Annotated in this window: 11 protein-coding genes; 6 read left to right on the top strand and 5 right to left on the bottom strand. The window is 54.5% G+C overall.

Going from position 1 to position 12,982, the window contains the following annotated elements:
• Positions 1–16: 16 nt before the first annotated feature.
• Complete coding sequence (locus tag ACR0MJ_RS14855) at positions 17–457, top strand: hypothetical protein (protein WP_480761523.1); 441 nt, start codon at positions 17–19, stop codon at positions 455–457.
• Positions 458–788: 331 nt separating this feature from the next.
• Here the strand turns inward: ACR0MJ_RS14855 and ACR0MJ_RS14850 are convergent, their stop codons facing one another.
• The 4 genes from ACR0MJ_RS14850 to ACR0MJ_RS14835 are packed head-to-tail and all read right to left on the bottom strand — an operon-like array spanning position 789 to position 6,654.
• Entirely contained in the window at positions 789–2,306 is a 1,518-nt protein-coding gene (locus tag ACR0MJ_RS14850) for an ABC transporter permease (protein ID WP_480761521.1), read from the bottom strand.
• Positions 2,307–2,316: 10 nt separating this feature from the next.
• Complete coding sequence (locus ACR0MJ_RS14845) at positions 2,317–3,366, bottom strand: quaternary amine ABC transporter ATP-binding protein (protein ID WP_480761519.1); 1,050 nt, start codon at positions 3,364–3,366, stop codon at positions 2,317–2,319.
• Between the two features lie 58 nt (positions 3,367–3,424).
• A complete protein-coding gene (locus tag ACR0MJ_RS14840) occupies positions 3,425–4,393 on the bottom strand; it encodes an ABC transporter substrate-binding protein (RefSeq protein WP_170392767.1) in 969 nt (322 codons plus the stop codon).
• Between the two features lie 35 nt (positions 4,394–4,428).
• Entirely contained in the window at positions 4,429–6,654 is a 2,226-nt protein-coding gene (locus ACR0MJ_RS14835; protein WP_480761517.1) for a DUF1989 domain-containing protein, read from the bottom strand.
• A gap of 203 nt (positions 6,655–6,857) precedes the next feature.
• Between ACR0MJ_RS14835 and ACR0MJ_RS14830 the strand changes: the two genes are divergently transcribed.
• Positions 6,858–7,868 carry a LacI family DNA-binding transcriptional regulator gene (locus tag ACR0MJ_RS14830; protein ID WP_170625029.1) on the top strand — a complete coding sequence of 337 codons (1,011 nt, stop codon included), beginning with the start codon at positions 6,858–6,860 and terminating at the stop codon, positions 7,866–7,868.
• Positions 7,869–8,527: 659 nt separating this feature from the next.
• Here ACR0MJ_RS14830 and ACR0MJ_RS14825 read toward each other — a convergent pair.
• A complete protein-coding gene (locus ACR0MJ_RS14825; RefSeq protein WP_480761515.1) occupies positions 8,528–9,376 on the bottom strand; it encodes a LysR family transcriptional regulator in 849 nt (282 codons plus the stop codon).
• 86 nt (positions 9,377–9,462) lie between these two features.
• Between ACR0MJ_RS14825 and ACR0MJ_RS14820 the strand changes: the two genes are divergently transcribed.
• From ACR0MJ_RS14820 to ACR0MJ_RS14805, 4 genes are all read left to right on the top strand, one after another.
• Positions 9,463–9,930, top strand: a complete 468-nt coding sequence (locus ACR0MJ_RS14820) for a c-type cytochrome (RefSeq protein ID WP_480587810.1) — start codon at positions 9,463–9,465, stop codon at positions 9,928–9,930.
• Between the two features lie 13 nt (positions 9,931–9,943).
• Entirely contained in the window at positions 9,944–10,852 is a 909-nt protein-coding gene (locus tag ACR0MJ_RS14815) for a cytochrome c (RefSeq protein WP_480761514.1), read from the top strand.
• A 158-nt stretch (positions 10,853–11,010) separates the two neighbouring features.
• Complete coding sequence (locus ACR0MJ_RS14810; protein ID WP_480761513.1) at positions 11,011–11,892, top strand: cation diffusion facilitator family transporter; 882 nt, start codon at positions 11,011–11,013, stop codon at positions 11,890–11,892.
• Positions 11,893–12,051: 159 nt separating this feature from the next.
• Positions 12,052–12,921 (top strand): hypothetical protein, encoded by an 870-nt coding sequence (locus ACR0MJ_RS14805; RefSeq protein WP_480761512.1) that lies wholly within the window; start codon positions 12,052–12,054, stop codon positions 12,919–12,921.
• Positions 12,922–12,982 lie beyond the last annotated feature (61 nt).

The raw sequence follows: 12,982 nt of genomic DNA, 5'->3' as shown, positions 1-12,982 counted from the left end.
TTGGCGAGACCCGGACATGGATGGGTTGGCTGGATTTCTGATCGACTGCGATGAGATCTTGGAAAAATCGGAGCGCGTGTTCTCCGGCGATCTGTCGCTTACGGATGAGGCGGCACGCATGAGTATTAGTGTTAGGTCAATCCGGCTATTGCGGGAAGTTGGATACCTTAAGCAGATAGAACTGCGAAACCCGGACATGCAGCACTACCGTTGCTACATCACTGAAGAGAGTATTCAGGCTTTTGAAAAATACTATGTAACGATGGGCCGAATTGCGCGGCAGTTTGAGATAGCAGCGGTCCATTTGGGTCCGACACTGAACCGAAGGGAAATTCAGACGATCACCTGTGAAGCCGGTTTTGTTCGGGTGTACCCGAAAGAGACACTAGATGTTGTTCGGAAACTGACGATGGGGGGAAAGCGTCAAACCAAGCTGAGTGTCTCAACGACTGTTTGAACCAATAAATGCAGGAGGCTGAGCAAAGTTGATGCTCCTTCGCACATGCTCATCAATAATAGTGGTGGGGTTCGCGATCATCGGGCCCGACAAGGTTTTCTGGATCAGCGTTTTTCAGGATGCTACGAGTCGGCGCATTGGATTTGCGTCTAGTCGGTCGCGTGTGAAAAACGATTTCGTGACGGTGGGACCACTTGCCGAGCCACCAGATTTCATCCGGGTCTTTTTTTGAGACGAGGCTCAAACACAGGTGTGATCAGTGCCCGCCACCTACTGGCTTTGAAAACACACTTAGAACTTCAGTCGGATGATCGTGCGTTTGCCACAATTGTTATTTTCTTCCGGCCACAATCCGATCCAAGATTAACGCGCAGAACAAGATTGCCAAACCGGCCAGAATTCCTTGTCCCGCCGCTGCGTATTGCAGTGCCTCTAGCACGTCCTCGCCCAAACCCTTGGCGCCGATCAGCGAGGCGACTACAACCATTGCCAGAGACATCAGGATAGTCTGGTTCACACCTGCCATGATGGTCTTGTGCGCCAAGGGTAGGTCTACCCGCCATAGCAGGTAACGAGGCGTTGCTCCAAAGGCCAACGCGGCTTCCCGCACAGTTTCAGGGACTTGCTGCAGGCCAAGTACGGTAAAGCGGATTACCGGAGGGCTACCGAAAATCATGGTTGCAACTACGCCCGCAGGCTTTCCAGATCCAATAAAAGCCACCACCGGGATCAAGTAGACGAAGGAGGGCATTGACTGCATGAAATCTAGAATGGGCCGCACGATGGCAAAAGCACGTGGGCGACGGGCGCAATAGATACCCAATGGAATGCCCAGCGTGATCGAAATCAGCGCCGCGGCGCCCAACAGGGCGATTGTAGTCATCGCCTTTTCCCAAAAATCCAGCAGGCCTAGATAGGCCAGCGCGGCTCCGGTGAAGATCGCCACACGGGGACCAGCCGACAGGTAAGCCAGCATGATGATCACCAAAGCTACGACCGGCCAGGGGGTATCGACCAGCACAACCTCGATCCAGTCCAGCAGGGTGCGCATCCCATAGGTCAGACCATCAAAGAAGCCGCGCCCGGCTGTCTTGGTCCACTCGAACACCGCTTGCACACCATCGCCTACGTTCAGACGCCAGTCCCGGTTGGTTGGGAAGGTCTTGAGCACAGCCACCGCGTCCGGTTGTGCAAATTTGATCATAGACAGGATCACCACCACAGCGGTCAACGCCGTTGCCACAATCAGACGAGAGATAGACCAGCCATGGGCTACACTTGGGTCTGAACGCCAGCGCGCGAATTGACCTTCAAGCGTCCAGTTGGCCAGCGAAGCAGCTAAAAACTTGACTGCCAGCAGAAGGGCGATCCCAATGATCAGATACGTGAAACCGGTCGAGTCCGCTGTGCGTGCGGCCTCCTGCGCGCCAGCCAGAGCTCCTTCAAGTGATTCCGCCGCGCGTTTCAACGACTCCAACGTGGTCGACCCGGATTGCTCCGCCGCTGCAATCTGCTGTCGGCGCAGCTCCAGTGTCTGCTCGATCTGTATCGCCCGCTCGCGGAACTCGCGTCCAAGATCACCAAACAAACCCAGACCGATCTGGATGTAGGCCAGCGTTTCCAAAACTAAAAACCCGAGAAACCACGACCACAGCCCGCGTGCACCAAACCAGATCGGCCCGAGGATTGCTGCAGCTGTGTTTAAAGTAAAGCGATAGCCTGGGGCCTGCATCATATAGGCGAAGGTCTTCTGGTAATAGGCGTTCCCCTGACCGACAAAATCTCCTATTAGCCCATTCAGGCGGTCGGCGGTTTCCGGTTGGATCTGTTGCGTATCAACATGTTTCATATCGTTGCCCTTACGCCTGACTGTCCTGAATAGCGCGGATCAAACCCGCACGGTTAATAACACCTACCGTCTTGCCATCCTGCGTCACAGCTACGACTCCATGTCCGTCCACGCAGAGGTTCATCAGGTCGGACAGATCCATATCTGGGTGAGCCTCTTTGGCATCCTCCGGGAGTTCGCCGTGATGCGCCTCGAACTCATCGACCGGTTTCATGACCGCATGGGCGAAGATCATATTGAGTTTCGAAATTCCCGCCACAAAGTCGGCCACATAGTCGTCGGCGGGGTTGAGTATGATCTCTTCCGGCGTGCCGACCTGCACGATGCGCCCGTCCTTCATGATCGCGATGCGGTGGCCGATGCGGATTGCTTCATCCAGGTCGTGGGTGATAAACATCGTGGTTTTGTTCAGCTTGTGACTGAGGTCCATGAACTGATCCTGCAACTGCTTGCGGATTAGCGGGTCTAGGGCCGAGAACGGCTCATCCATCAAAAGGATTTCAGGGTCTGCAGCGATCGCACGGGCCAGTCCCACGCGTTGTTGCATACCGCCTGACAGCTCATGTGCGTATTTGTCTTCCCAACCGTTCAGTTCAACCAGCTCCAGCACCCGGTCCGCTTCTTCCCAGCGGCGTGCTTTCCCGGTTCCGCGAATTTCCAGCGGCATTGCTACATTGTCGCGGACTGTGCGGTGAGGCATCAGGCCAAAGTTCTGGAACACCATCGCAACGCGCCGGTTACGCAGATCGCGCAGACCTTCATCGTTCAGGCCCATCACATCCTCGCCATCCAGATAGATATGGCCGTCAGTGGGCTCCAGCAGACGGTTCACATGACGCACAAGGGTCGATTTACCCGAACCCGACAGGCCCATGACGCAGAACAGTTCACCTCGTTCGATCTCAAAGCTGGCATCAGCCACGCCGACAACGCAGTTGAAGCGTTCCAGCACCTCAGCCTTGCTCAGGCCCTCGCTGTGGATAGCGTTCAAAGCCTCCTGCGAGCGTGTACCGAAAACTTTCCACACGCCTTTTGCGTCGATTGCTATTTCCGCTGTCATATTGGCCCCATTGGAATTGTGTTGGTTCGCGCCCCCGATAGTCAGGGGCGCATGGGCTTTAGTTGGTCGTCAGTCCCAGCCAACCGTCGACGATATCGCCGTTGGCGGCGATCCATTCGGCTACGACTTCATCCGTGTCACGGCCCTTGACTACGACTTCATAAGTCAGACCGCTTAGCTCTCCCGCATCCATGTCGATATTGGCAAGGAAAGAGGCCGCTGCCGGGTTGCGCTGTTCCAGCGATTTCGAATGCGCTACTGTCACGGTTTTGACCGGTTCACCCGTGCTGACATGGGATTTGTTATACCAATCGGCATCCTGATCGGGCTGAACCATCTTGTAGGTGGCCGCGTCGTGCTCGGGCTCTTCCAGAATGGTCACATCATATAAGGCGTGTACGTAGTGTGGCGCGTAGCAGTAGAAGGCCGCGCCTTTCTTCTGGTCGATCTGATCTTTCAGACGGGAATAGAACACGGTTTCGTCTTCGGTGGTCGGCGTCAGAAATGTCTCGATCCCATAATCCCGCACCCGCACCTTGAACGTGTTGGTCGAGGCCCAGCCCGAGGCACCAACCCAGACCTCACCCATGCCGTCGCCATCGGAGTCAAACAGCTCTTGCGCGACGGGTGTCGCCAGGTCGTAGATCGAACGGATGTTGTGATCTTCGACCATGTAGTTTGGCACGCAAATCCCAGCGCGGCCTTCGTAACTGCCTGAGGACAAACCTACGGTGCCTTTCTGATCGACATATTCATCCGTAAAGGACGACTGGTTCGGCAGCCAAACATCCGGGTGTACGTCGATGTCACCACGACCGCCATCCATGGCGGCAAAGATCACCGCGTTTGCTCCGGGGGCATAGCCAGCTTCTCCACCCAAGCGGGTCTCAATGATCTGGCCGATCACACGGCTCATTATTTTGGCACCGGGCCAGCTGGGCTCGCCCACCATAACCTTTTCTTGTGCCATCGCCGTTGTTGCGCCGAAAGCAAAGGTCAAGGTTGCAATAAGTTTCAGTTTTTTCATGTACTTTCTCCCGTTGCGTTGAGTTGCATGCGCCTTCAGGCGCGCGCCCGCTTACGTTGCGGGTCTATGAATGGAATATCCGAGACGGTGGCGCGCAGGCGTTTCATCCGCCCGTCGAGTTGACCGATCTCAAGTTGAGTGCCGTTTTCCGCGTGTTCGATGGATAACCGTGCCATTGCGATTGCGTGTTCCAGCGTCGGTGATCGGGTGGCAGACGTTACCACTCCTACTTGCCGTTCACCTGTATAGACGGGTGCACCGTGCGCTGGCACATCATCGCATCCGATTAAAAGCCCTTTAAGCGCCCGACGTGGCTCGCGCAGGTTGCGTTCCAGTGCGGCTTTTCCAGTGAATTCGGTTTTTGTCAGATCGACGGCGAAGCCAAGACCAGCCTCAAAGGCATCGACACCCGGCGCAAATTCGGCATTGGCCGCGGCCAGCCCTGCCTCTATCCGGATGATGTCCAGGGCGGCCGAGCCCATTGGCGTGATCCCAAACTCTTCCCCAGCCGCCATCACCGCATCCCAGATCGCAACGGCGTCGGATTTGGAACAGAAGACCTCATACCCCAACTCACCGGTATACCCCGAGCGTGACAGCATAAACGGCGCACCCTCGCGGTCACGTAGCCGCGCGACGGTGACGCCGAACCATTTCAGATGATCCAAGCCTGGCACATGCGGTTGCGTAAAGGCGATCTTGCGTAGCAGTTCGCGCGACTTTGGCCCTTGAATGGCCAGGTTGGGCATTGCTCCACGCAGCGCATGGATCCGCACTTGCAGGCCACGCGCATCGGCCAGTTCTTGCAACGCGCGCCCGCTTTCCTCGGTGCCGCAACACCAACGGAAGATTTCGGGCGCAAGTCGGAACAGGGTGCCATCGTCGATCACCGAGCCGCTCTCGTCACACATCAATGTATAAGACCCGCGCCAGACCGATAGCTTCGCCACATTGCGCGTGGTGGCCAATTGCATCAGAGCCTCGGCATCCGGGCCGACAATATCGAATTTGCGAAGCCCGCTCATGTCCTGAACAGTCACCGCCTCGCGACAGGCCCAGTATTCACCCAACGTGCCGTGGGCAGGGTAACTGACGGGCGCCCATAGGTCGCGCGCAGGTGCGAAATGCTGGGTTAACGGGGCCAGACGGTCGTGAAAGGCCGACTCCTGACTGATCGACATGGGCGCGTCTTCCTTTTCACGATAGGCAACCGCACGGCGGATGGGCGTTTTGGGGCGGTAGATGCGTACATGCACATCGGTCGGGTTCCAGCCATTGATGGGATCAATGTCGTCCGGGCAGGCGGTCGAGACGCAAACCAGATCCTCAAGCGCGCGCATGGCGACATAGTCACCGGGACGCGAGTAGGATTCCTCGGTTAGTATGTGATGGTTCGTCGGGTCGATCCATGTATTCCAGAAGAAGTTGATTGCAGGCCACGCAGCCCGCTGTGAAACGCCGTAAGGGGCCAAGGCGTTTGACATATTATCCGAACAGTTCAGATGGCCGGGGAACCCTCGCTCTTCATACCCGCGAGCGGTACAGGCTAGTCCGAATGTGTCATGCCGACCGCAGGTATCCTGCACTACGTTCAACAGCGGGCGCATGTCACGATCAAAGAACTTGTCCAGCAAGCCGGGGCCGGGATAGGCACGGCGCACCATCGACCGAGTGGCAGTTGAATCGATCATCCATTCCTGGCCACGATCCAGCCCATCAGTTCGCAGCGCCATGAAGTCAGAACACTGCTGGCCTTCAATGTCGATGATTTGAACAAATTCTCCAGCCTTCAGTTCATAGGCCAGAGCGCTACCGCGTTGCACGGTGAATTCGTCCCGTGTATCACCCAGCAAAGGTGGCAAAGGCGGCCCTTTGACCATTGCTGGTTTGTGCAAGACTGTGATGTTCCCGGTCGCACTGCCTTCAATCAACCCTGTGACCGCGGTTGTACGGATCACCCAGACAGTAACCGTGTGGTCTGCGCGGAGAATCAGCGGCTCGGGTATATGGTCCAGCCTGTGACAGGGAACCTGCCGACTGCCGCCATGCGCCGTAACCCAAGTCAGGAGCTGTGTACTATCAAAATCGTCCCATTTGACGTGCCCGGTTGCTGTCAAACTCAGCGCCGCCAGTCCCGACTTTCCATCAGTGGTGAACGCCACAACATCCAGTGCTTGCTTTGGACCAACCCCTTCTATCGAAAGCAAATCACCGTGCTTTACGACCAGTCGAACAGCCTCACGTGCGGTAAGGATGTGCATGCGGGTGTCAGAAGCGTTCTGAAACCCAGGAAACAGGCGGCCAGGGCTGTCAAACCCCGAGTTGGTAAACGCGTGTAAGACGGATGACCCCTGCATATTGCTGCTGAATTCCCAAAATGTAACTAGTTACAGAGGTTGATGAAACTAGTTACATATGTCAACTCTTTACTCAGAAATCCGCGAAATGGACACCAAATCCTACGATGCAAAAAGCCCCAGAGCCTAAAAAACGCGCAAATCTCAGAGATGTAGCAAAGGCTGCGGGCGTGTCTGTCGCGACGGTGTCGCGCGTGTTGAACGAACCGAGTGTGGTTAAGAAAGATACTCTGGAAAAAGTTCAAGCCACCATCGCTGACCTCAAATTTGTCCCAAGTGCGGCCGCGCGCGCGATCAACTCCGGACGCACTAGATTTGTCGGCGCATTGGTCCCAACTCTGGACAACGCAATCTTTGCCCGCTTTCTTGCGGCGCTAGAGCGCAAGCTGTCGGACCACCAATTGTCACTGATCGTAGCAACCACCGAGGCAAATCTGGATATCGAAGCCAAGAAAGCCAAAAGCCTGCTGGATATCGGAGCTGAGGGGCTGATTATCACCGGAGCCACACACAATGCCGCGCTGCTCGATCTGATCGAGCGCACTATGTTGCCAACAATCATTACGTCTTTCTTTGACCCCGAAAACCCGTTGCCGACCATCGGGTATGATAACGCAGCCGCGGCGCAACTTGCATTGCAGCACCTTGCAGATCTCGGACATCGGGACATTGCTGTCGTACATGGCCCGGTTCACGACAATGATCGCACACGAGCTCGCCTTGCAGGCATTACAACCTTTCCCTTCGCTGGAAATCTTTCAACCTTCGAAACCGAGATCAGCCATCAGGGCGGAGTAAACGTTGCAAAACACCTCGGCGGTCTAAACACCAAGCCAGATGCAATTTTATGCCTATCTGACGTCGTTGCGCTTGGGGTTTTGCTCGGTCTTCAAGCGCAAAACATCAGCGTCCCGGACCAGATTTCTATGATGGGCGTTGACGACCTTCCAATTTCGTCCGTGACCGTTCCGCCTCTGACAAGCGTGCATCTACCTGTTTCTAAGATGGGTGAACGAGCAGCAGACGCGCTAGCCGATTGGATCGCTTCTGATCAGGCACCTAAATCCGAAGAGCTCGCCACACGACTCGTTGTTCGGAGCTCTACAAAACGAATTTAGACGACCTGGGCATCACGATTTGCGAAACGAGCGAGGCTATGGATGATGCCGAAGGCCTATTACGGGCTCTGATCACCAGCCGGCACAAACCACAGTGGATGTCAGAGAGAAGCGCGTTTGCTCATTGGTCGAGACGCAGCTAATACCTTAGAAATTCTAAGAAGGGCGCTGACTAATCGGAAATGCCTTGACTTGCGAATGTTAGTGTCTGCGCTCCTCTGAGGAAAAATAACATATAAAATCAGTAAACTAATATCTATCGAATCGCAAAGCTATATGTCTCCCCACATTCCTGTTGTTTAAAGTCAAGCGAACCCGACCTAACCGTCATAGTTGGACCAGACAAGCGGTGGACGTTCGTCATCAGAAGACGCCCCCAATGTTAGACATTAGTTGAATTTGACATTTGCTTCATAAACTAACCCACCGCCTCCAGTTCATGCTCCGACGGACTGTTTGGTTTGATCTGACTTCCCTTTCGGAAAATCAAAGCTGATTTGTAGGTCAGGCAGCGAACAATGGGGTTGCCTTAGAGGTCAGCCGCGCCTTTTGCGACGTTAGTAACCTTAATGATCGCGCGCTTCCTGCCACCGGACGAAACCCTTGAAGGCCTGAAAGCGTACAGTCCGCCCGAGCGAGGGCGCGACTTCCCGTTGTTCTCAGCGGCAGAGTATTTTGTTGGCTATGCGATCAACCAAAGCTCGTTGTACAATGGCAAACCTCGGAGTGTGTGCTATTTCATCAAGTGTCGCGACCCACAGTGGAACATCAATTCCAGGATCCATCTCGCTCGATAGCTGAAGCCGAGGGTCCGCGTTCCCGATGAACAAGGGCAGAAACGCTCTGCCCACCCCGGATGCAGCCATCTGCTGAAGCACTAAGAAGCTATCTGCTCCGTTGGTCATTTCATCCGCACTGACATGATCGGCCAGCCATTTTGCTGGAAGAGAACGACTCAATGCCCCATCAAGCCGCAACCATTTTCGATTGGTGCCGCCGTCGTCGAAAACTCCAAATGACAGCGTACCTGCGCGTTCCCCAACAAGCCCTTCTTCAAGTTTTATGGAGGGTCTTACGGCGATGTCCGCAGTTAATCTCGATAAATCATGATGGCTGTTGCCGCTCAATAAAGTCAGCTCCAAGCCAGGGTATAACTGGGATATCTCTTTAAGTATTTGGGGCAAAACAAGCTGGCAAAGGCTGTCAGTTGACGCGATACGTACGTGACCTACCGGAGACCGGTTTGCTCCTACAAGCGCACGTTCGACCGATAGCACCGCATCTTCGACGCTTTCCATAGCCGACAGAACTGCTCTGGCCTCGGGCAGGGCGGAGTATCCCGAAGGGCTTTTCTGGAAAATCACACAGCTATTGCGCTCTTCGAATGCGGCCACCCTTCGCAACACGGTCGCATGCGTGACGCCCAGTGCCGCTGCCGCTGCATTGAGTGAGCCGTATTTGCTTACGGCGAGCGCGTACCGAATATCATCCCAGTTTTCGTTGTTCATAAATTAACAAGTGACGACCAATAACAAACAATTACAAGAAAAATTGTTCAAGCTAACATTCGGAGCATTAAACAGGGAGACACATCATGAAGAAGAAGTTCTCAGTATTCGCGGCAGGTCTTTTGTCATTGGCCGCCATTGGCACAGCCATCGCCCAAGAAAGTGAAAACCCGGCTGTGAAAGCTCGTACCTCAATCATGCAACTCTATGCCTTCAATCTTGGTACACTTGGCGGAATGGCTAAGGGAGAGGTCGATTATAATGCCGAGGCCGCAACTCGGGCCGCGAATAATCTTGTTGTACTGACACAAATCGACCAATCCGCGATGTGGCCCCAGGGATCTGACAATGTGTCCGATTCGACCACCCGTGCGTTGCCTGCGATCTGGGAGAACTTCCCTGACGTTGGTGCGAAAGGGCAGGCCATGGCAGACGCCGCTGTTGCGATGCAGGCTGCGGCAGGTCAAGATGTTGATGCCCTAAAAGCAGCGATGGGCGATCTGGGCGGAAGCTGTTCGGCATGTCACAAAGCATACAGAGCTCCAAAGAACTGATTGGGCACTGACGGTGCGGCGCTTTCTTTTCTTTGTCGCAATCGTCATTGTGTTGGTCGGGTTGGCCGGTTTGGTGCTGACCCGACCTCAACGAATGGAACAATCACGACTCGACGGTTTGAACCCAGATCTTGCCAGAGGTGAAATCGTGTTCCACGCGGCAGGATGCGCATCCTGTCATTCAGCGCCGGATGCGGTCGGTGAAGACAAGCTCGCGCTGGCTGGTGGTCGCCGGTTTGAGACGGAATTCGGCACGTTCATTGCCCCCAACATTTCCAGTGACCCGGAAACTGGTATCGGATCCTGGTCTGCCCTGGATCTGGCCAATGCCTTGATCCATGGAACCGGACCCGAAGGGCAGCACTATTTCCCAGCGTTTCCCTATACCTCTTACGCCAACATGTCGGCCGAAGACGTGGTTTCGCTACACGCATTCCTCGGCACGCTGCCAGCGGCCGCAACCGAAAGTGTTGCACATGAAGTAGGTTTTCCTTTCAGCGCTCGGCGCGGACTGGGGGGATGGAAGCTCTTGTTCATGTCATCAGGCTGGGTGGTCGAAGGTGATCTGACCGACCAACAAAAACATGGCAGGTATTTGGTCGAGGCGCTGGGTCATTGCGCTGAATGCCATACCCCGCGAAATGGTTTAGGGGGCCTGAAACGAGACCTTTGGCTGACGGGTGCACCAAATCCAAACGGGAAAGGTCGTATCCCCGGCTTAACCTCAGACCAGCTTGATTGGTCAGAGGCAGACATTGCCGAATACTTAAAATCTGGCTTTACACCAGACTATGACAGTGCGGGTGGTGAGATGGTGGACGTCATCGAGAACACCTCACGGCTGACGGATGAGGACCGTTTGGCGATTGCAGCCTATCTCAAGGCTGTTCCTGTTTCGTCGACCGGGCTTTCATCCGAATAACAGTCGTTTGGCGCCACGCAGCGGCGACCAGATGCTGTCGCCAATAGGATGCCGTAAGACCTATTCCCTTTTCGCCAAACACCTGTTTTACGTTTTGAACATCGGAGCTCACCAATCACCCGAGTTTCTGTTCATAATTGACTGAGGGTCGCGACCAAATGACACAAAAAATCGCTCTTTGGTCTATCCCGATATCCATTGCGGTACTGGCCCTGAAACTGTTGGCTTGGTGGCTGACAGGTTCGGTGGCTTTGTTGTCAGACGCAATGGAATCAACCGTGAATGTTGTCGCGGCTTTGTTGGCGTATTTCGCAGTTCGGGTTGCCAATAAGCCCCCTGACCAAAACCACCCCTTTGGTCATAAAAAAGCGGAGTATCTTTCAGCCGTGGTTGAGGGCGCGCTGATTGTGTTAGCGGCGTTCTTGATCATCAGAGAAGCTGTACTGGTGCTCCCGAACCCGCATCTTGAGGATGCGCCGCTGCTTGGAATTGCCGTCAATATCGTTGCAACGGGTGTGAACGGTGCATGGGCCTACCTCTTGCTTAGGACAGGTAGGCGCGAGGGATCGCCCGCCTTGGAAGCGAGCTCCCGCCACATTTTTACGGATGTTATGACTTCTGTTGGTGTCGTCGCAGGACTGATACTAGCGCTTGTCACCGGCTGGTTGATCCTTGACCCGATCCTGGCAATTCTTGTTGCGCTGAACATATTGTGGGAGGGTTGGAAAGTTATTCGGGCATCCGTCGATGGCCTGATGGATGTGAGCCTATCGGAACATGACTTGCAGACTGTTTCTAATGCAATCGAAGCAAACCTCGGCACAGCCTTAGAGTATCATGACCTAAAAGGGCGCAGATCCGCGAATGTTATCTTTGTAGAGTTTCACCTTGTTGTGGACGGCACAATGCCAGTCAGCGCAGCGCACGATATATGTAACGACATAGAGGAAGAACTAGAGTGTCTGTACCCGGGTTCCGTCTTTGTCATTCACCTCGAACCTGATGACGAGTTGAAAGGCGACGGGGTTAATCCCCACTGAACTGCTCATTTGGTTCTGCAAAGAATCTATTGGTTTGACTGATCTGATTAAGACGTTCGGCTTGAAATTCGTCAGACCTAAGCCCGATGTGGGAAAGTCGGGCCGGTAGTAGCCTGTCTCCAATGTCATGAAGCGTGACGATCAAAATTGGAGGTGAAATTGAAAATTCAAAGAAAGCTGGGTCAACTTCTAAGTACCGCGGCGTTGGCTTCGTTGATTGCCGCGACGCCTTATGTGCCAACCTTTGATGACGATGGCCGCCTACATTTTGAACCGTCATATGCCTTTGCCAAAAGCGGCAAAGGGAAAGACGGGGATGATCGTGACGATGACCGGGATGATGATCGTGACGATGACAGGGATGATGATCGCGACGATGACAGGGATGATGATCGCGACGACGATCGGGATGATAACTCGGGGTCGGGTAATAGCGGCCGTGGTGGCGACCGAGATGATGATCGTGATGACGATAGAGACGATGATCGAGACGACGACCGAGATGATGATCGTGATGACGATAGAGACGATGATGATGACGATAATGACGATGATGACTCCAAACGCTCCAATAAGGGCAGCGGAAAGAAGGATAAGTCTAATTCAGGGGGCAAATCGTCGGGTTCGGCTGGGATAACAAAGGTCGAAACGAACGCCAACGGCATTGAGGTGCGTTACTCGGACGGAACCAAGGAAGAGATCGAAAACGGGCGGTATGAGAGAAAGAATGCTCAGAACCGAACTGTTGAGGAGCGCGCCGCGACCGGCGCTGATGTTTCAAGGCTTCGGTCCTTGGCGAATGGTATCTCAATCGACAATGTACGCTCATCTGGACAAGGTGGCACTGCTGGAAGTCGACCCACGAAAATCGAACGCCAAGGCAACAATATCGAAGTGAATTATGCCAATGGTTGGAAAGAGGAGATCGAGTTTGGGCGTTACGAGTTGAAAGACCCTTACAACCGGACTGTTGTTGAAAGAAACGCAACGGCCTCTGATCGCCGGAGGTTACAGTCGGTCGCCAACTGAGCTGCAATTCCAGTCGATAATCCGTTGGCGGCTTCTTTTTGGTGAGGGGCCGCCACCGTCG

This window comes from Ruegeria sp. C6, assembly GCF_056537625.1.
Note: the sequence above shows the minus strand (reverse complement) of the source record. Positions and strands in the feature narration are given on the sequence as shown.